The organism is Ruminococcus flavefaciens, from assembly GCF_900116855.1.
GTDB lineage: Bacteria > Bacillota > Clostridia > Oscillospirales > Ruminococcaceae > Ruminococcus > Ruminococcus flavefaciens_R.
Map to the genome: position 1 here is coordinate 10400 of NZ_UETD01000011.1, position 24449 is coordinate 34848.

At 46.0% G+C, this 24449-nt stretch carries 16 protein-coding genes; 12 read left to right on the forward strand and 4 right to left on the reverse strand.

Annotated elements, in window-relative coordinates:
• Positions 1–153: 153 nt before the first annotated feature.
• From DSZ37_RS12130 to DSZ37_RS12140, 3 genes are read left to right on the forward strand one after another with little or no spacing between them, the layout of a single operon-like run.
• Complete coding sequence (locus DSZ37_RS12130; protein WP_109727161.1) at positions 154–714, forward strand: hypothetical protein; 561 nt, start codon at positions 154–156, stop codon at positions 712–714.
• A gap of 16 nt (positions 715–730) precedes the next feature.
• Positions 731–1174, forward strand: a complete 444-nt coding sequence (locus DSZ37_RS12135) for an SWIM zinc finger family protein (RefSeq protein WP_109727162.1) — start codon at positions 731–733, stop codon at positions 1172–1174.
• Positions 1141–1788 carry a hypothetical protein gene (locus tag DSZ37_RS12140; RefSeq protein WP_109727163.1) on the forward strand — a complete coding sequence of 216 codons (648 nt, stop codon included), beginning with the start codon at positions 1141–1143 and terminating at the stop codon, positions 1786–1788. The genes DSZ37_RS12135 and DSZ37_RS12140 overlap by 34 nt, the downstream gene beginning before the upstream one ends.
• 301 nt (positions 1789–2089) lie before the next feature.
• Here DSZ37_RS12140 and DSZ37_RS12145 read toward each other — a convergent pair whose 3' ends face one another.
• A complete protein-coding gene (locus DSZ37_RS12145) occupies positions 2090–5170 on the reverse strand; it encodes a tetratricopeptide repeat protein (protein WP_146198182.1) in 3081 nt (1026 codons plus the stop codon).
• A 352-nt stretch (positions 5171–5522) separates the two neighbouring features.
• Here DSZ37_RS12145 and DSZ37_RS12150 point away from each other — a divergent pair, with 352 nt between their 5' ends.
• Both DSZ37_RS12150 and DSZ37_RS12155 read left to right on the forward strand, forming a co-directional pair.
• Entirely contained in the window at positions 5523–7316 is a 1794-nt protein-coding gene (locus DSZ37_RS12150) for a hypothetical protein (protein ID WP_109727165.1), read from the forward strand.
• Positions 7306–8604 (forward strand): tetratricopeptide repeat protein, encoded by a 1299-nt coding sequence (locus DSZ37_RS12155; RefSeq protein ID WP_109727166.1) that lies wholly within the window; start codon positions 7306–7308, stop codon positions 8602–8604. The genes DSZ37_RS12150 and DSZ37_RS12155 overlap by 11 nt, the downstream gene beginning before the upstream one ends.
• A 56-nt stretch (positions 8605–8660) precedes the next feature.
• Here the strand turns inward: DSZ37_RS12155 and DSZ37_RS12160 are convergent, their stop codons facing one another.
• The gene (locus DSZ37_RS12160) at positions 8661–11366 is read right to left on the reverse strand and encodes a CotH kinase family protein (RefSeq protein WP_109727167.1); all 2706 of its coding nucleotides are present in this window, start codon (positions 11364–11366) and stop codon (positions 8661–8663) included.
• A gap of 532 nt (positions 11367–11898) precedes the next feature.
• Here DSZ37_RS12160 and DSZ37_RS12165 point away from each other — a divergent pair.
• The 3 genes from DSZ37_RS12165 to DSZ37_RS12175 all read left to right on the forward strand — a co-directional run bounded on the left by DSZ37_RS12165 (position 11899) and on the right by DSZ37_RS12175 (position 17946).
• Entirely contained in the window at positions 11899–14580 is a 2682-nt protein-coding gene (locus DSZ37_RS12165; protein WP_109727168.1) for a DUF6055 domain-containing protein, read from the forward strand.
• A 313-nt stretch (positions 14581–14893) separates the two neighbouring features.
• A complete protein-coding gene (locus tag DSZ37_RS12170; RefSeq protein WP_109727169.1) occupies positions 14894–15208 on the forward strand; it encodes a hypothetical protein in 315 nt (104 codons plus the stop codon).
• Between the two features lie 41 nt (positions 15209–15249).
• Positions 15250–17946: a VWA domain-containing protein gene (locus DSZ37_RS12175; RefSeq protein ID WP_109727170.1), complete on the forward strand. Its 2697-nt coding sequence runs from the start codon at positions 15250–15252 to the stop codon at positions 17944–17946.
• 90 nt (positions 17947–18036) lie between these two features.
• Here the strand turns inward: DSZ37_RS12175 and DSZ37_RS12180 are convergent, their stop codons facing one another.
• Positions 18037–19014 carry a GTP-binding protein gene (locus tag DSZ37_RS12180; RefSeq protein ID WP_109727171.1) on the reverse strand — a complete coding sequence of 326 codons (978 nt, stop codon included), beginning with the start codon at positions 19012–19014 and terminating at the stop codon, positions 18037–18039.
• A 166-nt stretch (positions 19015–19180) separates the two neighbouring features.
• Here DSZ37_RS12180 and DSZ37_RS12185 point away from each other — a divergent pair, with 166 nt between their 5' ends.
• From DSZ37_RS12185 to DSZ37_RS12200, 4 genes are all read left to right on the forward strand, one after another.
• Positions 19181–19564 carry a NifB/NifX family molybdenum-iron cluster-binding protein gene (locus DSZ37_RS12185; RefSeq protein ID WP_109727172.1) on the forward strand — a complete coding sequence of 128 codons (384 nt, stop codon included), beginning with the start codon at positions 19181–19183 and terminating at the stop codon, positions 19562–19564.
• An 8-nt stretch (positions 19565–19572) separates the two neighbouring features.
• Positions 19573–19947 carry a C-GCAxxG-C-C family protein gene (locus DSZ37_RS12190; RefSeq protein WP_109727173.1) on the forward strand — a complete coding sequence of 125 codons (375 nt, stop codon included), beginning with the start codon at positions 19573–19575 and terminating at the stop codon, positions 19945–19947.
• A 115-nt stretch (positions 19948–20062) separates the two neighbouring features.
• Positions 20063–20578: an RNA polymerase sigma factor gene (locus tag DSZ37_RS12195; protein ID WP_109727174.1), complete on the forward strand. Its 516-nt coding sequence runs from the start codon at positions 20063–20065 to the stop codon at positions 20576–20578.
• A complete protein-coding gene (locus tag DSZ37_RS12200) occupies positions 20548–22290 on the forward strand; it encodes a hypothetical protein (RefSeq protein WP_109727175.1) in 1743 nt (580 codons plus the stop codon). The genes DSZ37_RS12195 and DSZ37_RS12200 overlap by 31 nt, the downstream gene beginning before the upstream one ends.
• Positions 22291–22402: 112 nt before the next feature.
• Here the strand turns inward: DSZ37_RS12200 and metG are convergent, their stop codons facing one another.
• Complete coding sequence (metG, locus tag DSZ37_RS12205; RefSeq protein WP_109727176.1) at positions 22403–24394, reverse strand: methionine--tRNA ligase; 1992 nt, start codon at positions 24392–24394, stop codon at positions 22403–22405.
• Positions 24395–24449 lie beyond the last annotated feature (55 nt).

Sequence of the window (24449 nt, forward strand, 5' to 3'; positions counted from 1 at the left end):
GTTTGAGAGTAGTGTAATTTTATAGGGTAGTAAAACTCCTGCGAGGCGTACGCAAAAGGCTCGCAGTTTGAGAGTAGTGTAATTATATTTGTTCACATATGCAACATCATCAAAGGTGTACTTATCGACTACTTTGGAAAGAGGCGACGATAAATGAATGAAATAGATAAACTAAGACGAGCAAAGCTGTATATGGACAAGCTATCTAACGGCGTTGATCCGAATTCAGGTATGCGTGTTCATGAAGACGATATTGTTCGTGATAGTCGTGTTATTGCTTGTTTTGAGTACATTTCACGTGTGCTTGAATGGGAGATAGAATCGTTTGAGAACAGAACTGCGGCTTCGGAAAAGCCGAGACGAAGACGAGTTTTCATAAATGATGATCAGTTTTCGCAGTTGCAGCTTAATTACGGAGAATGTAAAGTAAGCGATATTGCAAATGAGATAAACAGAGTTATTGCTGATAATGGCACAAAGAAAATGCAGGCTGCCTGGATAAATGACTGGCTTGAAAGTATAGGGATGATGATCAAAAACGCTGACGGAAACCGAGTTGTAACCTCTACAGGAGAGGATATCGGAATTACATCACACCTTAAAACAAGTCAGCGAGGAACAGATTATTATCTTAATCTGTATTCAGTGCAGGCGCAGTCTTTCATTTTTGATAATCTGAGAGCGATAATCGATCATCATTATGACCGCAGCTGAGCAATAGGGAGCAGCAATGGATTGGAAGAAATTATTTAATCCTGTTATCCTTGAACGAGGATTTGACTATCACCGAAATAAGAAAGCTGAGATACTTAACTTATCGGCTGATGAAGTAAATGCAGTAGTTTCAGGTTCAGACGACTATGAGGTCAGCATCTATCTTTCTGACGGGGAAATTGATGATATATACTGCAATTGTCCGTATGCTTCTGACGGCAATAATTGTAAGCATATGGCTGCTGTATTAAATTTGTTAGAGGATTTACAAAGTCATTCCAATCCAGATTATACAGATATTGAAAGTCTTATTGCAGGTACATCTCCTGAGCATTTAAAGAAAATTCTCATAAATGCGATGAGATACTTACTACTGACCTTGATGATGACGGAGATATTAGTTATTTTCAAAACTGCTGTCTTGAAATGCTCTCGACTATCGCTGATGAGTCGGACATAAAAACAAGACGCAGGCTTTTTAATGCTGCTTTCAGAAAAATGGACACAAGTTATAGCTTCTTCAACGAGCTTTATTTTGATTTCATTTGGAGATGCTTTGATGAAGAAGAATTTCTCGAAAAAATGCTTGAATGCTCTGATAAGCTGATTTCAAAGAATAATATCAGTAATTATGAACGTAAAAAATGGATATTGTATCACATTGAGCTTATGGATAAGCTTGGATATTCCGATGAGGCTATTGAACTGTTCTGCAAAAAATATTGGAATGTTATTGAGGTTCGCCAGTTCCTGACAGACAGACTTGCAAACTATGTATTTTCAAATAACAATATATATCTTATAGAAAAATATGAATCTCTCCTGATAGAAAACTATTCTGAGCTTGTTCTTGAAGCATATGCAAACGAGCTTAATAAAGTCGCAGAGCATACCGCTGACCGTCCGACTTACAAACGTTGGGCGGATAAACTAAGACATATGAAAACAATAAAAGGCGGAATTGAAACAGCAGATATGATTATAGACAGGTGGCAAGAATTGTATTGCAATCGCCGTGCTATGTTGCAGGAGATAAATAAGGTCGCAGATGAAAGTGATTATGGCATAAAATAGCCATTTTATATGTATCATCAATTAAGTCATACCCAGACAGAAATACCCGACAGGAAACTGTCGGGTTTGATTTTTGTTGAGACAGAATTAGCTTTCGGACTCGGTTTTAGTGCTTTTGCGAATTGTTATAGCACATAGATCGGGTCTTTTTTGTTTCCGCATAGAGCCGCAGCAGCAGGAATACAACGATGTGGATCTCGTTGGCTTATGGAAAGAGTTGGTATAGTCGGGAGCATTTGATGGAAAGCACTGGTGCAGAGTATGAAAGCTCCCGCTCGGATGAGTGGGAGCTTATTATAAATCATTGCTTTTCGTCTTGGTCGAGTTCGCTTTTTATCTTTAGGATAGCCGAGAGTGTTGAAACCGTATATTCATGCCCAGAGCCGAGTTTTTTTTCACGAATAGCCAAAGCTTTCTCGTAGTACTCCAGAGCCTTGTTATAGTCACCCGTATAATAATATACGCCGGCTATATTGTTGTATGTTGTGGCTGTATCAGGATGTTCTGTTCCAAGTACTTTTTCACGAATAGCCAGAGATTTCTCATAATACTCCATAGCCTTGTCATATTCGCCCGTAGCTAAATATCCGACCGCTATGTTATTATATGTTGCAGATGTAGAAGGATGGTCTGTTCCAAGTACTTTTTCACGAATAGCCAGAGATTTCTCATAATACTCCATAGCCTTGTCATATTCGCCCGTAGCTAAATATCCGACCGCTATGTTATTATATGTTGCAGATGTAGAAGGATGGTCTGTTCCAAGTACTTTTTCACGAATAGCCAGAGCTTTCTCATAATATTCCATAGCCTTGTCATATTCGCCCGTAGAAATATATACGATTGCCATATTATTGTATATGGTGGCTGTATCATGATGCTCTGTTCCGAGTACTTTTTCAAAAATAGTCAAAGCTTTTTCATAGTATTCCAGAGCCTTGTCATAGTCACCCTTATCATCATATACGCCGGCTATATTGTTGTATGTAGTGGCTGTAAAAGGATGCTCTGATCCAAGTACTTTTTCACGAATAGCCAGAGCTTTCTCATAATACTCCATAGCCTTGTCATATTTGCCCGTAGAATTATATACGATTGCCATATTATTGTATATGGTGGCGGTTAAAGGATGCTCTGTTCCAAGTACTTTTTCAAAAATAGTCAAAGCTTTTTCATAGTATTCCAGAGCCTTGTCATAGTCACCCTTATCATCATAAATGCCGGCTATATTATTGTATGTGGTGGCGGTTAAAGGATGCTCTGTTTCAAGTACTATTTCAAAAATAGCCAAAGCTTTCTCAAAGTATTCTATTGCAATTTTGTATTCGCCATTATCCTGATATATGATTGCGGCATCATTTAATGCTTTTCCAAGCAAAGGGCTTTCGCATGAATACTGTTCAAAGTCGATAGCACATATTAGATTGGTACATTCTGCTCGGATGCTTTTATATTTGGCGTGTTCAAAAACGTATCTGACAGCATCAACATATTCCGCAAGAATATCAGCAGAAATGTCTGTGTCCAAGTCTTTGATCTTCTGAAGCCATTTCATCTGTGCTTCTGTGGAATGAGCTTCGCGCACGGCGGAGTTGTAGACCTTAGCACTATTAATACGCTGTTCTGCATTATTGCCTTTCTCGGAAAGCATATTACAAAGCTTTGCCGACTTTTCTTCCCAGTCAGCCAGACACCGTGCAAGAAATACACGGCTGTACTCCTGTTCAAGAAGCGCCGAAAGCCATTTCTTTCGGCTGGAAGTAAGATTGAGCCATGTGTGAAGGAACAAAAATTCACCGATCAGATCTGGCTTCAGCGCAGAGACCGTGTCGGCTTTTTCTTCCTCGCTGAGCTTACCGAAAAATCTGTTGATACCATAGCGGTCATCGGGGAAATGCTCCATAATACTGTTGAGATCATTCTGTATCGCAGGATGTTCATCCTCCCATTTTATACCGTCGCAGGCTGTTGCATAAGCAAGTAACCTGAAGCCGATATCTATGACCTCTTTTTTGTATTCTTTTTTGACGATCTCCTTGGAATGTTCGATATAGTTATAAAGCAGCTCATCTGCACTCATTGTCAGGAACGGATCGCCTTTCAGGTAAGAATCGGTTACCAGCAGCAAAAACAGACACCGCACAGAACAGCTTTCACCTGAGAGCTCGGCTGCCTTTTTTATGATCTGATCCTTTGTGTTTTCGGGTATAACAGCGCTGTTATACTTTTGCTTTGAAAGATCATCCATTATCTCAAAGCATTCATTTCTTTTAAAATCGGATCCGGACAGTTCGATCGATTCTTCGGGGGAAAGCTCCGCGATTATATTGCTGTGCTTTCTGAAGTCTGTGAACCAAGCAGCAGAACGCTCCAACAGCAGGAATTTTACATTCTGACCTGTTCGGCTCATCGAGTCAATAAGAGTTTTCAGATCATCTTCATACTGCGAGGCATAATCGCAGATAAATAGCACCTGTTTGTCATAGCTGAGATCAGTGCAGCTCACTATTGATTTCAGAAGGCTGTGATCGAGCCAGACACATTTGCATTCAGCCGCGTCAAGAGAATTGGCAAAGAAAAATGCAAGACGGCTTTTTCCGCTGCCGCCCGGACCTGTTACAGCCGTGACAGACACACCCGGTCTTTTCATAAAATTACCGAGCTCCCTGCGCTCATTCTCTCTGCCGCGGAATTGTATGCCTGAGTTTCGGAAACTGAGGATATTCTCGCTTTTGGTAAACTCCGAAGGCAGTCCCGCATTGCTGATGTAAGTGGTATACTTCGGAACCAATTTATCTAAAGCTTCTTTTAGTTCAGCCACATTATCCTTCAACGCGTCTATATCCTTGCCGTCCTGTTTTAATCTGTCAAGGATATCCTTAACGATATCCGATAATTCCGTGAATAGGCTGACGCTTTCGTTATTCTGTAAAATAATATGGACCATATTGTCAAGAACAGCATGAAGCGGTTCATCGGATATCTCATCTGCACCGATCTTTTCTCTGCATTCCTTAAACAGTGCAGCTGACAGCTCGTCCCATTTATCTTTGTGAAGATAATAAAAAGTGAGTTTTTTCTTTGCTGTTCTCATTTTCTTCAGATGATCTTTAACGACTGAAAAAATGTTTTTAACAGCTTTTTCGCTGATACTGCATGGGATCAGGTCACGGCTCTCTTTTTCAAAGTGCTGATAGAATCTCTTGTATTCATGTTTGCTCTTAAAAATGTCGAATGCTGCGACCAGAACGCCTAATAAAGTACTGGCTTTTCCGCCAAAATCCTTGATATACTTACAGAAATCGGGGATTTCCGCACAAGCAGTGACCAGAATATCCCATAGATCGTTCTTTTCGTTTTCGCTTAATTGCCTGTAGCTCACCTGCACTCACCGTCCTGTTATCGCTGCCAAGCGAATAATTACCTGCTTCTCATTATATCAGACCTTATTTTTAATGTCAACATTTGCAAAAAAACGATAAAATAAATCAAAAAACATCAGCTTTATCTCCGTGATTCTTGCTATAACACCACTTTTATGATATAATGAATGCAAAGCATTCATTATAATTTATCTAAAAGCCCTTGCAGATACGCCGATCGGAGATCAGCTCCCTGCAATCGGGCAATTATATCATAACGCTTCGCTTTTATGATATAACGAATGCAAAGCATCTGTTATACTTTATAATAATTAAAATGCCGAAATATATCTTGAACCGGAGGAGTGCTCAATGGATGACATAAAAGACAAATTAACTGACTTTATAAGCACATCATTTGACGAACTTTCTGATAACGACGTTCCTGTTTTCAAGCAGATAAAGTCGGTTTTTAACGTAGCTTCCGCAGGCAAGGGAGTAATCGATGCGTCACATGATACACGATTTGAAAAATTTTTAGCGGTCATAAAGAATGATCTGAAAAGACTTGCAAGATATCCCCGTACAGACACTAATCATCTGGAACTGCTGGTGATCAAGCTGAAAGAGCTGATGATCTCATGCGATTACGATCAGCTGGAATTATTCATAGACGAAAATGCACTGGAGAAAAAGCTGCGTGAAACGGAGAGTATCCCGTCCGAATCTGTTTTGCCAAAGGAAGTTGCACATATTATCAGGGATAATATCGCGAGGATAGTTTCTCCCGAAGACTGGCACAAAAAAACGTTTGAAAAGCTGGATGACCTCAGCAGCGTGACAAAAGAGAATATCGAGAGGTTTGACAAGAAATTAGAATGGCTTGATAAAAGATTGTACCAGCTTCAGCAGGAAATGTTGGATGAGGGTACCTTTCAGGAATATCTGGAAAACAAATTGCTCCCTCAGCACTTTATCCACCGTCAGAACAGGTTCCATTATCTTAATAAAAACATACGCTTTCACGGCAGGATAATGGAGATAACACAAATTGAGCGTTTCCTTTTTTGCGAGCAGGAAGTTGCTGTATGGGCAATAAGCGGTCAGGGCGGCGTCGGAAAGAGTAAATTTGTGCGGAATATCTGTGAGAGAAATCAGTACTTTTTTAATGTGGTCTGGCTGGAAAAAGATGATTTTACTAAAATAAACGGCATTACCAAGGGCTATAAGTGTGATAAGCCCGTGCTTTTTGTGTGCGATTATGCAGACGAAAAGGAGAAAGATGTTATCGAGCTTATCAAGAAAATGCGTGATGCCCAAGTAAAGTCGCGTTTTTTGCTTCTTGTACGTCAGAAGGAAATGTATGAGAGATGTGAGCGATATGCGGTAATAAAAGAGCACCACTATTATTACTTGGATGGCGATAAGATCACTCCGCTTGACCTCTCAAGAAAAGAATACGATATCAAGCTCGATACATATAAAGAGATAATCGAGGACTTCAGAGCGGCTTATTATAATGATAAAACGCTTAAAGAGGAGGATTATCAGAATATACTTGATCTTGCAAATAAGATATCACCTAACAATTCACAGAATCAGTCGGCAAGCAGATGCTTATTTATCCTGCTTATCACCGATGCCATCCTTAGCGGTGCGGATAAAACAAAAATGGATTATAATGAGCTGCTTCAAAGTTATTTTAAGCGTAACCAGTCCCATGTTGAAGGTGAGTGCATTGATAACGGAATGCATCTTCTGGCACTTGCTACCGCTTTGAACGGGCTCGATATCTCCGACAGCGGTCTGCCCGAATTTATAAAGGAAGATATTAATGCTATAAATAATGTATATACTAATAAGGAGAAAAGGGCGGATTTTCTGAATAAGCTTTCCGATGGGTATTTTGATAAAGAAACGAATATACTTTATCCCATAGAGCCTGACATCATTGGTGAATTTGTTTTTTTGTGGCAGTTTTTTGATTGCATATTCGATGAAAAACGAGAGAAATGGCTGGATCATCTGAGCGAAAGATTTGATGATGAAAATGATGATTATTTTACCAATTTCCTGATAAGATGTCAGGCTAACTGGAAAGATAAGGGAGAGAAGTTAAGCTCCATGATAAATCAAAGGTGGGAGGAACAACAGGATGAAACGTAATGAGAAATTAACATATATTACCTGCAATGCCATCTTTCAGGTAAATGATTATGATCAGGCAAGGTCACTCCTGCTCACCATTCCACAGTCTATATTCAAAGAAGTTTCCATACCTGCTCTGTCTTACTATGTAGATGCGATCAAGCATATGTATTCGATAGCAAATGCCGATCAGAAATATTTCTGCAATGTTCAGCTTGAGCGCGTTATGCTCTCTTTATATCGTGATGCGCTCAAACGCAGTATAGATGAAGAAGAATCAAAGTATGGACCGGAGGAAACAGAACAGATACTCGGGATACTTTTGATAATGGCGGAGATATACTCTGAACAGGGCGAAAAAATCGCAGAGAACGAGGTTCGGGAAGCCATAATCCTTATAGAAGACCAAAAAGCAAAGCAAGCCGAAGCAGAACAGCGAGATTTGGATATGGCAAACAGCTTTGTGAAGATGGCAAACACATTCAAAGAAAAAGGAGAGTATTCCTCTGCTTTGGAATACTCTATGAAAGCCTTGTCTATTTATGAAGAAATACGTGGAACAGAGCATCCCGATACAGCCACCATCTACAACAATATAGGAAATGTATATAAAGCTATGAGCGAATATGGAAAGGCTATGGACTATCATGAGAAAGCTCTGGTTATTCGTGAAAAAGCACTCGGAACAGAGCATCCCGATACAGCCACAACATACAATAATATGGCAATCGTATATAAAGCTATGGGCGAATACAAAAAGGCCATGGAGTATTATGAGAAAGCTCTGACTATTCGTGAAAAAGCATTTGGAACAGAGCATCCTTCAACAGCAACCATATACAACAACATAGCGGGCATATATAAAGAAGTATGCGAATATGACAAGGCTATGGAATATTATGAGAAAGCTTTGGACATTGTTGAAAAAAAGCTTGGAGCAGAGCATTATTATATCGCTGCCACATATAACAATATAGCAAGTGTATATGAAGCTGCGAATGACTATGACACTGCTATGGAGTATTATAAGAAGTCGTTGGATATCAAATTAAAAGTGCTTGGAGCCGAGCATCCATTAACAGCCAACACTTACAATAATATTGCAGGCTTATATAAAGCTGTGGGGGACTATGACAAGGCTTTAGAATATGCACATAAAGCAAGGAAGATAAATGAGAAAGCATTTGGCGAAGAAAACTCTAAAACTAAAAATGTATACAAAATACTTTCTGATCTTTATGCGGCAAAAGAAGATCATAAATTGTCACATGAATACGCTGTAAAAGCAGGTCCGGATGATGAATGATCTGCTGTGAAACTGAAAAAAGCTCCGATCTTTACAGGTCGGAGCTTTTGTATGTATTATTTGCTTGTATCTTCAAGGAGTGCCCTTCTCATGGCGATAAGGTCGAATACGTCGATAACGCCGTCCTGAACCATATCTGCACTTTCGGGGCTTGCAAGCTCTGCACTGCTGTCTGCAAGGAGCCATTTCTGAAGCAGTACAAGGTCGCTTACGTTAAACTGTCCGTCGTTGTTCACATCACCGATGACTTCTTCCGCAGCTTCGCCCTCGTAGACTGCCTTTACAGTGGCATCTGCGCTGAGTTTAAGGCTTATTTCGGCGGAATTCTTGCCGCCCTCGGTTATCTCCGCGCCGTTAATTATCCAGTGAGAGAAGGTCTGACCCTCCTCGGGAACGGCTGTGAGAGTCACATCGTAATCGGAGTGGTACTTGCCGCTCCATTCCGAGGTCTTGCCAAGATCGAGGGTGTTGAGCTTTATACCGCCGCAGTCGGCATTGTTGCTGACTGTGAGGGTGTGGGGCTCTGAGGAGAGCTTCATTGCTGACCTTGTAGTGCGCTCTGCATAGGAGAAGCGCTGAGCATAGAAGTTGGTAACTGTGGATATCTCGCTTTCAAAGCGTCTCTCGCCGTTGGAGCCGGAAAGGCTGTTGGACTGGAAACGTGCAAAGGTATCTGCGACCTGCTGCTTGTAGGTGTCCTTATACCAGCTGATAACTTCCTTTGTCCTGTCGGGTGTGAAGTTATAGTTGCCGAGGTCCATCATCGTCCTTGAGAAGCCAAGGCGGAACTCATCATTTTTCATGAGGCTGATGAACAGCTTTGCCAGCTCGTTGTTGGTGCTGCTGAGTCTGTTGTAGCAGTTGGCGCTGACAGACTTGTCAGCTGAACCGTAAAGCCCCTGTCCCGACTCGGTATCAAAGAGTATCATGCGCCATTTTCCGTCGGCATAGGGATTTGTCTCGTCGATGGTATCGGCACGCCATGCAGCGTAGTTGCGCTGGGGCCAGTCTGCATTAGCCCAGTATATCTGAGCTGCGAAGTAGTCCATAAAGCCCTGTATATCTACCTTATTGCAGAACTCCTCATAGGAGATGCTTCCGTCGGCAGCATCCTTGCAGAGCCGGCTCCAGTCCTGCTGGTCGGCTTCGGAGCCGTCCTCCAGCTCGCCGTTCTTTATCATGGCGATATCGCTTTCCTTTACGCCGTAGTGCTCGCTGAGGTAAGAGGTGCTTATCCTCTCCATGAGCTGATATATGCCCCAGAACTCGCCGTCGATAAAGACGATGCACTCGGTGGTCGCCTGATGTGCGAAGGCTCTGTCGGCAATAAGTGACTGATTTATGCTGTCGCGGAAGAATGCGAAGGTATTGTCATTTCCACCGTTTCTGAGAACGAGACCGTCGTACTTCTTGACAGCCTTACCGTTCTTTGCTTTTACTGCTGTGCCATTGAAGAAATCATAGCTGAATTCGGATGCACCGTATTCCTTACGGGTGTATACATTGAAGCTCTTCTGGGGGAGACATCTTGAGTAGTTGCCCTTGATGCGTATTCCAACATTCTCCTCAAGGACCTTTTCTCCGTTGTCAAAGAGGGTGAAGTGAGCGGGACGCTCCCAATCCTTGCCTCTCTGTGTGTAGTTTGCTGCTATTTCCCAGACATTGGGAGCTCTCTTGGGCTCCACCCTGCCCTCGGGACCGCCGTGTTCATCGGGACCTGCGTGTTCTTCAGGCTTTTCGCCTTCCTTTGGCTTATCCCCTTCCTTCGGGGGATCCTCCTGCTTTTCGCCGCCGTAGACCTTACCGAGGCAGTATATACCCTTGTCATAGTCAAAGAGATTATCGGGGTCGGTGACGAGGGACACCACCTTCATTTTTGGATAATAACCCGAATTTGTCTTGCCTATGAAGTAGGTCTTGGTGACGGGCTGGCTGATATTACCCTCGCTGTCCACGGATACGGCGCGGATGACCGCTGCCTTGTCCACGCTGCTGCGCGGAGCCTCGGCGTTATTGGGGACAATATCCCTTCTTGCGCTGAGACGGTTCTCGGTATCGGACATATCGTCGATGGTTATGGGCTCGGTGTATTTTTCCGACTCCGCCGTAGGGTCGCTGCCGTCTGTGGTATAGTAGACTGTGCAGCCCTCGTCTGCGGAGAGAGAAAGGGTGAAGCTGCTGTCGTAGAATCCGCTTTCCATGGAAAATACGGGCTGATGCACCGCATTGCTGCCCTCGGGAGCAGTATTTGCCTGAGCGGGGGAGCAGCTGAGCTCATAGAACTCGCCGCTGCCGTCGGGGTACTGTCCGTATGAGGTATCTGCGGCAAGAGCGCCGAAGGTGAGTGTGTCCACAGTGTTGCCCTGAGGGTCCGTGAGCACCAGAGTTTCGCCTGATGTTGAGAGCCCGAAGGGAGCTACCCTGCTGTCTGTGAGAGCGCCGTCGCTGTCGCAGGGAATGAGAAGTCTCTCACCTGCGGCGACCTTAGTGCCCTCGGGGATAACGTAGAGATAGGGCTTGTCGGCTTTGTCGGAGAGCCCCCAGCCGGAAAGGTCTGCGGCGCTGCTGCCGCCGTTGTAGAGCTCTATCCAGTCGAAGAACTGTCCGCTGCCTGTGTCGTATGAAGTGTTCTTAGAGCAGACCTCGTTTATGGTCATACCGCTCTTTGCTTCGGCTGAGGCAGGGAGGTAGGCAGAGGTCTGCATTACCAGACCGAGACAGACCAGCCCCGCAGCCGTTCTGAGTTTAAAGTGATTTTTCATGTTTTCCTCCTGATAATCTGGCGCCCATCGGTTATTATATCTCTTTATTCCGTGTCCGATGAGGGCTCTGACGGTATCAGTGTTCCGTATAAAAAACAATTAGTCTCGGTGATCTGTATTTTTTTCTGCGATCAGACTTTTAATGTATTATAACATATTAGTTTGAAAAAAGCAATACATAAGGCTTAAAATAGCCTTTTCTGCTTTCGCGTTGAACAGAGGAGCGAGGGAAAGCTCCCGTATATGGTGTATTTGCAGTTTCTGCTGTTTGGGATCGGGAACACATTTATACTGTTGAACGGTCATATCAATATATAGTAATACGCAGCCGCTTTATCAAAAACGGGGTATCGTAAAGAAAATATATAAAATTTTCATGCTGCCATTTATCTATTATATACACACGATAGTACAGATTTTTGGTACAATAAATCATTGATTTCTGCTCAAAATGATAGTATAATGATGTAGATGAACTAACGTGATACTTCCGATGGGGATTTGGGGACGATCTGAAACGGAGGAATGTACAATGAAAAAAAGGCTTTCAGCCGCTCTTACGGGCGCAGTTATGGCATTGTCAATGGCACAGGCACTGCCCGCACCCGCAAATGCTGCGGAAGAGTACCTTATCCGCGACAAATGGGGCTACTGTAAGACTGCAAATTACGTTGAATCAGAACACTTTGTAATTTTCTACGGCAACAATGACACCACGGGAAAGGTCAACGACGCCTTTCTCAAGCGTAATCTGGAGGATTACGAGAAGCTCTGGAAATGCTACGGCGAATTTCTCGGCATGGAGAATATGAACGTTGACGTCAACGGCAGGAGCACACAGAAGTACAAGACAAATGTGTACCTGACCTATACGGGACTTGACCAGTACCCCGACGGCTGGGCGTTCATGAGCGCTGAGGACGGCTACGGCATAGAGATAATCAGCCCCGAGGCAATGCTTGACGACCTGACCATAGCACACGAATTCGGTCATGTTGTCACCATGCACCAGAAGGCATGGGAGGGACAGGATATCACAGGCGCATGGTGGGAGCCCCTCGCAAACTGGTTCCGCGAGATGTATCTTGCCAGCGATTACTACACAGGCGACGTAAAGACCTGCTGGTTCGAGCCGTATATACGCAATCTGAGCCTTACTCTCCCTCACGGAAGGAACTACTATGAGGTATGGCCCTTCCTTGTGTATATCTCCTATAATCCCGACAACATCGAGGGACTGGGAATAAACAGCGTCAAGCGCATTATTTCCGAAGCAAAGCCGGGGGAATATCCCTTTGATACCATCACAAGGCTTTTCGGCACCGATGCACAGACCATTTTCGGACACTACGCAAAGCGCATGGCTACCTTTGATTTCGGCGCAAAGGAAGCCTATCAGAAGGAGTTCAATGATAAGCTGAACTCCCAGCCTTTCTACAGAAATCTTGTCTATACTCTTCCCGACGGGCAGGGCGGCGGAGTTTACCGCGTTCCCGAGGAGGAGGCGCCCATGCAGGCGGGCATAAATATCATCCCTCTGAAGCTGACAGGCGGCGATATTTCCGTCAGCTTCCGCGGACTCTCCGACGACGGCAATGCAGGCTGGAAGGCTTGTATCGTAACTGTTGACGGAAACGGCAAAGAGACCTACTCCGATCTGTTCGGTGACGGCGAGTCCATGACAGCTTCCGCACAGGGAGCGGCTTCCGCTTACCTTACGGTAACGGCAATGCCCAAGACTCTCTACAAGTGCAACGCCTTCCATAAGGACGACGTTTCCACATACAAAAACGGTGACGAGCGCAGAAGATACCCCTATGAGATCACTGTGAACGGCGCTGATATCGACTATTCCACAAGGTATCAGAAGGGCAGGGGACACGCTCACCCCAACGGAGGCGGCTGGGTAGCGGACTCCGCCAAGGTGGACAGCTCCGTATATGTGGGACCCGATGCCATGGTACTGGGAAATGCGGTGCTGAAAGGCAATGTCCGCGTTGAGGACCACGCCATAGTCGCAAATCAGGTGACAGCTTCCGATAATGCCATTATATGCGGTCACGCCATAGTTGACGGAGGCGGCTGGGTCTATGACAACGGCTGGAAATCGGGAACAGTTACCCTCAGCGGCAATGCTGTAATAGGCGACAGTGCCGTTGTGTTCAATTCCTGCAAGGTCTCGGGCAATGCAAAGGTGCTCCAGAAGGCATATCTTGCCGATGCTGTGACCATAGGCGATGATGCTGTGGCAAAGGGTATGGCTTATGTCTACGGAACGGCTTCCTACACGGGCACAGCTATCCTCGACGGTGACTTCTGCAACGATCAGTCGAAGAACAGCGGCGTCAACTACGGCTGGCTGGACGACAACGGCGGTCACAGGACCGAGGACGGCTATACCGCCGCATATGAATTTACAGACGAGTCCAAGGTGTGGGCTAAGGATAAATATGCCGCTACGGACGCGCTCATAAGCGGTGCGCAGTGGGAGTCCGAAAGAACATCCGCAAAGGGCGTTCTCAGCTTTGACGGCGAGGACGACTATGTTATACTTGATGATTCGGCAGTCAGGGCAAGAGACCTCCAGATAAGCTTCGGAGCGCTCTGGAAAGGCGGAAAATCCGCGCAGGATATCTTCCGCTTCGGAGACGACAAGGCTTATATGAGCTTTTCTCCTTCAAATAGTGAGGGCAGGGCTGAGCTCGTCATCACTGACGGAACAAAGACCGAGAAGCTCACGGCTTCATCGGCACTGACAAAAGGCGAGTGGAGCAAGGTGACCGTCCGTATCTCGGGCGGAAAAGGCTCTCTCATAATAAACGGCGTACAGGCAGACAGCAAAGATATGTCCCTTACCCCTGCTGATGTATTCAGCGCAGCGGACAGGGACGACTGCTACATAGGCAGGGGCGGAGATGCTTACTTCAAGGGTGCTGTGGACTATATGAACTTCTACTATAAGGACACTGCAGAGCCCTCTGTTACCTATTCGGGCAGAGAAGAAGCAGACGATACCGATCCCGTATCCGCAAAGCTCAGAGGCGATGTGAATGCGGATAAGCAGTTCAATGTTGCCGACCTTGTAATGCTTCAGGGTTTCCTCCTCGGCAGGAATGACCTGATTGACTGGCAGGCAGGAGACCTGATCGAAGACGGTGAAATAGACGTCTTTGACATGGTATCGATGAGAAAGCTCATCATATCAGGCAAGTAATTCCCGGTGATACGGGATTACTGAATATATCCTTGTAAAGTGGGAAGGGCTGTGTTCTTTAGGCGGACACAGCTCTTTCCATTTTTGTCTTTTATACGGCAAAGTCTTACTGCTGTCGGAAAAGGGACATTGATTATTGATATAGCACTATATGAAGTAATATAATTCGCAAATACTTGTGGTATAATACAAAAATCAAATCATAAATGATTAATGTGTTGACAATGTGAAAATTGCGTGATATAATATGATATATGTCGAAAAATCGGCAAGTAGTTTACTTTATTGCCAACACATCCAAGGGGGGCGTGAAATGAGAAAAGTAATGTTTTTTGCTTCGACATACCTGCTCTATTTTGCAATGGGATTTGTTACACTCAGATTTGTGTATATGTGGCTGATGGATGAATCAAGACTTATGGAGGAAACTGTGGGAAAGACCGCGGTCCTTGAAAAAGTTGCGTTCTTTGCTCCGATGATAATAATGATAGTCGTTGAGATAGCAGCATTTATCATCGGAAAGAAGCTCTTTGGATCGTGGACATGGAAAGATAAGATACTCCTGCCTGTCTGCTCCGTATTAGGGCTTGTAAGCTCTGTGGTCCTTATTGGATTACTCGATCCGTGAATGCGGATCTGTAATAATTATTTTATTTGAAGGGAAATGATATGATGATGAAGAAATTCCTCAGACTTCTGTCAACAGCGGCAGCAGGGATAATGGCATTCACTATGATCCCGAAGCTTCCCGAGACAGAGGTAAACGCAGCAGACCCTGACCGCTATACGGTGCTCGTTCTCGATACATCGGGAAGTATGAGAGGTACACCTATGATTAAGGAGCGCGAGGCAGCAGAGAAATTCTGTACCGATATCCTTAATGCAGGGGGTAACAATTATGTTGCTCTTGTAACTCTTAACACAAGATCAAATGTAGTAACACCTTTTACCACCGATATCGACACGATATCAAGTGATATCGCAGCCCTCAATGCAAGCGGCGGAACAAACTACAGTGATGCACTTAACACAGCAGGCTCTCTCCTTGCGGACGTTGACGCTTCCAACATAAGGAACATAGTATTCTGTTCCGACGGACTTCCCGAGGACGGCTCAAGATCAACAACGGGCCGCTATACTTCTTCCGATGACAGCTACTGTTACAGCTATGCAAATGCAGCTTATGATATAGCAACGGGACTGAAGGAAAACTACAATATCTATACTCTCGGATTTTTCCACAGCCTCAGCGGTAAGAAGCTTGATTTCGGCACACGCCTTATGGCGGATCTGGCAAGCTCGGCTTCACAGGCATATAACGTTACCGATCCCGATCAGCTCCTTTTTGAATTCGGCAATGTGGCTCAGACGGTGCTTACAAACGATAATTACCCCATAGTTCTCATTCCCGGTATCATGGGAAGCAGACTCTATTCGGATTCAGACTGCACAGATATGGTCTGGGAGCCTACGCTTACTTCAACGGGGCTGAAAGATAAAATAAATAAGGATAAGACCCTTTATGTTCATAATTATGATAGCACTGGCGAGCCCATAGATCAGAATGCAATTACTGATGAAGGTGACCGAGAGGTAGGAGCAAACAAGACCATGAAGGATCTCATAAACGAATTATGTGAGAATATGGGCAACAGAGGCGTTTATGTCTTTAATTATGACTGGAGAAAGAGCAATAATATAAGCGCAGAATCCCTTAATGAATTTATCAATGCTGTAAGCGCAAAGACAAACTGCCCTAAGGTAGACATAGTTGCTCATTCAATGGGCGGACTGGTAACTTCCAAGTACCTTACCATATATGGTGACAGCAAGACAGAAAAGATCATTACCTGCGGAACACCCTATGAAGGCGCACCTCATCTCCTTGAGGCTATAGATACTTCAGTAGTTCTTAATGACTGGTTCCTTGATCAGGGACTGGTACTCAAGGGTCTTGACAGTGATACAAAGCGCTCATTTGACGGCGTTGCAGAGCTTACACCTACAGAGAGATACTGCCAGACATATCCTATGCAGAGAAATAATCCTGATCTGCTTTCTCCCACACCTTCATTTGATATGTCATATCAGGAATATACCGACACTCTTAATAATATCTTTGGCACTACAGCTACAACAAATGCCATAACTTTCCAGAATTCTCTGCGTACAGCGAACGGATATAATGCTTTACTTGATTATGACAACGCATATTTTGTAGTCGGTCAGGAAAAGAAGACTGTTAAAGAAGCTGTATTTGCTAACGATGTGGATGGCGACCCGTTCTGTTATGATGTTATCTATACTAATAACGGCGATAATCAGGTGCCCTATACATCAGCTACCATGATGGGACAGATCGATGCATCAGCTTCAAATGTATATCCCGTTTCGGATACACATATCGGAATGCTTAAAAACAGCGGCGTTATCTCATGGATCGTGGGAGTTCTCAGCAGTAATGTACCTCAGGTACAGCCTGTTGCTCCTTCACTTACACCCTACACAGTAATCAGGATCGCCTGCCCCGTTGACGTAGAGATCTCTGACGGAAACGGCTCACTCAGCTCCGTAAAGGGCTCAGAGTCATTCAGCGCTTCATTCGGACGTCTTGACCTCATCGGCGTGGACAACGATATCAAGATGATCTGCATGGACGAGGATACAAACCTCGACGTTAACCTTACAGGTACAGGCACAGGCACAATGAACTACACTATCCGTCACTACACAGCAAACGACGAACTCATTGACGAGCGTACATTCGAGAATGTACCCATCACAGACAAGACAGTCATCAAGACAAAGGCAAACAACGAAGACACAACAGTACTCAGCGTAGACAATGACGGCGACGGAAATGAAGACGCTACATGGACAGCAAAGAAGAACGAGGACGTTACAGTTCCCGATTCCGAGAGAGTTGCCATGACAGGCATCAACGCTTCCATCGATGCAGCAGAGCTTTCAGTAGACGATACAGCAAAGATCACTGTTACAAAGGACCCCGAGAATACTACCGACAATATGACAGTAACATTCTCCAGCAGCGACGAGAACGTGGCAACAGTTGATGCAAACGGCGCTGTAAAGGCAGTAGGAGCAGGCAATGCAACTATCACTGTTACAAGCTCAAACGGCTTCACAAAGGAGATAAATGTCAGCGTAAAGGCTGCTTCCACCACATCAACAACTACAACAACTACTTCAACAGTTACATCAACAACTACCGCAGCAAAGACCACAGCAAACTCCTCCAACTCACCCAAGACAGGCGACACTACACCTATCACAGCTTACGTTATCACAGCATTTGCATTCGGTATCGGCGCAGTTCTTGCAAGACGTTCCAGAAAAGAGGACTAAGATAAAAAGCCCCGTTAAAGGGAACTGATACATAATAATATGAGCCGCAGCAGCTCCCATCATGGGGAAGGGAACTGTTGTGGCTCTTTTTTATATTGAAACATACTCGGGGTCTGTATTCAGCGCGGTCAGGTACTCGTCTATCCTCTGACGGGACACATTGTCGCCGATGACTATGAGCACGGGCTGCCCCTCCGCCACGGGAGCGGTCTCGGTCTTTTCCCTTGTGGCATTTATCTTCAGCCAGCCACCCTCTATGGGCAGTGAGCCCTTTATGCGGAATATCCTTCCGCAGCTCTCGTCGCTGAAGATGCTGCCGATAAGCCCTTCTATACTGTCCTGCGGTATGGCAACGTGCATGAAGTAGTGAACGGAGCTCTCTATATCCTCGGGACTGAATTTCTTCACATAGCTGGAGCCGCGGTAACCTGCACAGCTGAACAGCCGATAGTCCTCATCGGTGAAGCTGTCCCAGTCCTTTGCGATAAGGTCACGCTCAGTAAATCTGCGGTCGCAGCGAATATCCTCAAGGGAGCGGTTTATGTGGGCGAGTATCCTCTGCGAGACCTGCTGCACGGTCTCGTTTTTTATGCGGTTCAGCTTGCTCAGCACCAGCTTACCGCAGCAGGCAGCCTCGGAGCCCAGCAGGTACTCCATCTGGGGCGAGAGCTGCTCCTCCATCTCAGCGTCAACCACCGTGAGGACGTTTCCTATCTCGAACCACCTGTCCAGAGGAGAGTCGTGAAGGATATCGAAAAACTCGTCCATATCGAAAATACCCGAGGGCTCAACGATAACGCGGTCAACGTGCTGCATACCGAGGGAGATGAGCTGAGTTTTGAATCTGCGCCTGTGGCAGTCCGCATCGCAGCCGCCTGCTATCATTTCCAGCTGACAGCTGTCACATTTCAGCTCCTGAAGTATCATCATATCTATATTGACAGCGCCGAAGTCGTTTTCGAGAATGGCTATCCTCTGACTGCTGTCAATGAGGTGACGGGCGTACTTCAGCAGGAAAGTGGTCTTTCCCGAGCCCAGAATGCCCGTTATAAGGTCAATTTTTGTCATGGCTATCGCCTCCTTTAAAATAAGTATAGCACAGGGCTGCGGTGAAGTCAAACACGGTTAGCCGCAGTACATACTCCGCGGACTTGACATATACCGTAAACAGTGGTATACTTTATGCAAATATGCCGATAATATCGGCGGACGCAAAAAGAAAGGACGTAATACCATGAGAGTAGCAGTTACATATGAAAACGGACAGATATTCCAGCATTTCGGACATTGTGCGCAGTTCGCACTGTATGATATCGAAAACGGAGAGATAGTCTCCCGTCAGGTGGTCGACACCAATGGCGCAGGTCACGGTGCCCTTGCAGGCTTCCTGAAAAATGCAGGAGCGGATGTGCTCATCTGCGGCGGCATAGGAGGCGGCGCACAGATGGCTATGGCGGAGGCAGGCATAAAGCTCTATGCAGGCAATAGCGGCAGCGCTGATGCTGCGGTGAAAATGCTTATCAGCGGAAGCCTTTTACAGATAACCAATGCCACCTGCGACCACCACGGTCACGGCAGCGGACATTCCTGCGGCAGCCACAGCTGCGGAGAGCACTGAGGTGGACCATGGACAGAGCTGAGAGAGCAGTAGAGATAAAACACAGCGGCAGCAACTGCTGTCAGGCGGTGCTCCTTGCCTTTGCGGACGAGCTTGGCAGGGACGAGGATACACTGAGAGCTATGGGAGCGGCATTCGGCTGCGGCATGGGTGCCTTTGATGCCACCTGCGGAGCCCTCTGTGCCGCACAGCTGATACTGGGACTGAAAAAATTCGGCGGAAGCCCCGTTCTTGCCGACGCAAAAGCACTCCACGGCAGCTTCAGAGCAGCCTGCGGCAGTACGGACTGCGGCGAGCTAAAGGGCATAAAGACAGGGAAGATGCTGTGCAGCTGTGACGACTGTGTCCGCTGTGCCGCAAAGCTTGCCGAAAAACTTATATAAAAAACGAGCCGTCGGCGGCGAAAAGGCTGACGGCTCTCGATTTTTCAAAAAACTTTTTTTCGCTGCACATTTTTCCGTGTGTCAGGTGTGTTATTAATGAAAGGGGGTCACCTCAATGAATAATGACAGTACTGCATTATACGCTTTCAGAAAATACGGAAACACTGTCCTGCGCGCAGCCTTTGCCATAAGCGGCAGCTATGCCGAGGCAGAGGACATAGTTCAGGACGTATTCCTTTCATTACATACAAAACCGCGTTCATTCAACGACGACGAACACCTCAAGGCATGGCTTCTCAGAGTGACCATCAACAAATGCAAGAACCTCCGAAGGAGCTTCCGTTTCAGCCGCACCTGCTCACTGGACGAGCTGGAGCACTCAGAGGCTATATGCGAGATAAGCACCGAGGGCAGGGAGCTCCGCGAGGAGATATCGGCTCTGCCCAAGAAATATGCCGAGGTCATATTCCTGCACTATTATGAGGGGTACAGCATAAAGGAGATAGCCGAGATACTGGGAAAGAACGAGAACACGGTGGGCTCGCTGCTGAGGCGCGGACGTGACAGGCTCAGGACGGAGCTTGAAAGGGAGGATGAGATATGCAGAGAAAAGATTATCAAGACGCTCTGAATGAGCTTCGGCTCGGCAGTTCATTCTGCGAGGAGATGGAGAAAAAGCTGTCGGCAGAGAGAGCTGAGGCAGATGAATATACAGACGAGGTCACCCACGTCGATGTTATTTCACCGCGAAGGAGCCATAAGGGACTTGCAATAGCTGCTGCAGCTGTACTGCTCATAGGCGGAGCAGGCGGAACTGTACTTTACCGCAATAAGGATACCTTCCTCAGCACCACCACCAACGAGGACAGCTCCTATTACGATGAAAAGTCCTTTGCCTTTCCTTTCGGTACGGTAGACCTTCACGGTCTGGTGGTCAATTATCAGTGCGATAACTATATGGGTTCAGCTCCTGTAACAGTTGCCACCGAGGAAATGGGCGAGCAGCTCATCTCGCTGTTTTCCATAACCGACTTTGAAAAGCTGGATACACTGGAACCCATAGTCAAAGGCTCGGGAGAGGTAATGGATTTCCACACAGATTATTTTTTTGCGGATTTCTATGATAACGGCATAATCGAGATCATATATATACAGGATGATGTTTACAGGGAATACTACAAGATCCCCGAGGATACATTTGAAAAGATGAGAGATATCATCTTCAAAGATTATGATCTGGGATCCCTCGATCAGTTCGGCATAAAAGCTGAGCTTTTCAGAGCACAGCTCCGTGTGGACGACTATGACGGCGGTCTCAGCAATACGGAAGCTATCGCTCTTGCAAGCAATATAAATAATATCCAGTGGAACGAGCGCGATACCGACGGCGTAAAGGACAGCAGTGACACCATAACCCTTGACTTTGAGTCAGAGGGCAAAAAATACGAGATCATACTTGGCGACAACGGCATGGCTTCCGTTGAAGCTGACGGAAAGATGTCATATTACAGCTATGCAGCAGAAGAATATCCCTACATGAGGAGAACGGTGGACAAGGGCGTTGACGCTGACTGTCCCATAAAATACGATGAGAACGATACATGGCTGGCTGTCACCTCGGTCATGGAACGCAGGGGCGGTGCTGTTTATATTGAGCAGGAAAAGGCAGTATTGCTGGACGAAGACGAGAAAAAGGAAATATATGATGCTTTGGCAGGCTTTGAATGGAGAGAACTGCTCAATTCAGCTGTCGGCGGCTTTGATATATATGATACGTCTTTAAATTTCGACAGCTGCAGCATCGGATTCTGGTCTGACGGCAAGTGCATGGTAAGCGACTATACCGCAGAAAGAACATTCATGTATCTCTTGAAAAAGGAAGACTATCAGCATATCAGGAAACTTATCTCGGAAGCTGCTGCAGATTATGAAGATGATGATAATGTTGCAGACTACTGTATCGATCATATACTCTATGAAGATGACAGCGATCAGTTCTTCATGCTCAGGGATAACAGCGTTACCACGGGACTTGCAAATTATACATTCGATACGGGAGAAAAGGAACTGAAAAAGATACTGTTGGATGCTGAGTGGAAAAAGGATATTTCCGGCATCAGTAGTGCAAATACCATGTATCCCGTTTTCAAGGACCTCAGAAGGGGAATACTGTATCTTACCACTGACGGAATGATGATAATTCCCGATTATGGGCTGAAATACAGGTGCAGTGACAGTGAAAAGCTGAGCGCGTACCTGAAGGAAATGAGAAAAAACGCAGCTGAAACAGAAAACACAGAAAAGGAAGGAAAAACAGATAACACAGAAAACAGCGAGGAGTAAATTCTTCGCGCAGCAGCCCTTTTACCGCAGTCATGCCGTCTGACGTCGGCGGCCTGACATAATAAAACGCCTTCGCAGGACTACGGTCGGTCCTGCGGAGGCGTTTTCTGATTTATCTGATCTTTGAACCTACGGGAATGCTGTCGTCAACGAATATGACCTTTACACCGTCGGGAGTATCTGCGGCGCAGATCATTCCGTTGCTGTCAACACCTCTGAGCTTTACGGGCTTGAGGTTAGCGATGAGCTGGAGCTTCTTTCCGATGAGGTCCTCGGGAGCGTAATACTGCGCGATACCCGATACCACCTGACGTCCGCCCATGCCGTCGTCAAGCTGTAAGCACAGGAGCTTGTCGGACTTCTTTACCTTTTCGCAGGCAGTTACCTTGGCAACTCTTATCTCCACCTTGGCGAAGTCGTCAATGGTTATCTCGGGCTTCAGCTCTATCTTCTCAGGCTCGGCAGCAGCCTCGCCCTTTTCCTCTGAGGAGAGCTTTGCCTGAGCCTCAGCCATGTTCTTGGCAAGAATGGCGTTGAGCTCCTCTATCTCCTTGTCAACATCTATTCTGGGGAAGAGTATCTCGCCCTTGTGAACAGTTACGTTCTCGGGAAGAACGCCGAATACGCCCAGCTTTTCGTACTCCACATCAGCTGCGGAAGCGCCTATCTGCTCCCATACCTTAGGCATAACAGTGGGCATGAAGGGTGCAAGGAGTGCAGATGTTACGCGGATAGCTTCAAGGAGGTTATAGAGCACCGATGCTAGACGAGCCTTCTTTGTCTCGTCCTTGCCAAGCTTCCACGGCTCGGTCTCGTCGATGTACTTGTTAGCGCGGTCAACTACCTTGAATATCTCCTCGAGAGCCTGTTTCAGCTTGGTCTCGTCGATGTACTTGTCCACCTCGGGGAGGAGACCTGTTACAACAGCCTTGAACTCCTCGTCAAGGGCATCGCCCTCACGCTCTGAGGGGATAGTGCCGCCGAAGTACTTGTCAACCATTGCAACTGTACGGGAAACAAGGTTGCCGAAGCCGTTGGCAAGGTCGGAGTTTATGCGGTTTATCATTATCTCGTTGGAGAAAAGGCTGTCTGCGCCCAGAGCCATCTCACGGAGGATATGGTATCTTATGGAGTCACAGCCGTAACGCTCGCCCAGTACGAACGGGTCAACAACATTGCCGAGGGATTTTGACATCTTGACGCTCTCGCCGCCCTTGCTCTGCATGGTGATATAGCCGTGAACAGCAAGGTGCTTGGGAAGGGGAAGGTCAAGTGCCATGAGCATTGCAGGCCAGATGATAGCGTGGAAACGCATGATGTCCTTTGCAACCATGTGAACATCAGCAGGCCAGTACTTCTCAAAGTCATTGTGTGCGGAGTTCTCATAGCCGAGAGCTGTGATATAGTTTGAAAGAGCGTCTATCCATACATATACAACGTGCTTGTCGTCAAATGTAACAGGTACGCCCCACTTGAAAGTAGTTCTTGAAACGCAGAGGTCCTCCAGACCCGGCTTGATGAAGTTGTTTACAAGCTCAACAGCTCTTGTCTTGGGGCGGAGATAATCTGTCTCAAGGAGAAGCTTCTCAATGCGCTCTGCAAAGGGAGACATCTTGAAGAAGTAAGCCTCCTCCTTGGCGTACTTTACGGGTCTGTGACATTCGGGACAGCAGCCGTTTTCGTCCAGCTGAGAGTCTGTCCAGAAGCTCTCACAGGGAGTACAGTACTTGCCGGAGTATTCGCCCTTGTAGATATAGCCCTTGTCGTAGAGAGCCTTGAATATCTTCTGAACGGCTTCCACATGGTAGTCGTCGGTAGTTCTGATATATCTGTCGTAGGAGATGTTCATATATTTCCACAGGCTCTTGAACCTGTCAACGATAACGTCAACGTACTCCTTGGGAGTCACACCCTGCTCGGCAGCCTTCTGCTCTATTTTCAAACCGTGCTCGTCAGTGCCTGTGAGGAACATTACGTCATAGCCCTGCATTCGCTTATAACGGGCGATGGAATCGCAGGCAACTGTTGTATAGCAGTGACCTATGTGGGGATTGCCCGATGGGTAATAGATAGGCGTAGTGATGTAAAAGGGTCTTTTTGACATAAAAATCGCTCCAATCTGAGTGTAAGAATTCCCGTTTCCGAATGAAAGAAAAGGG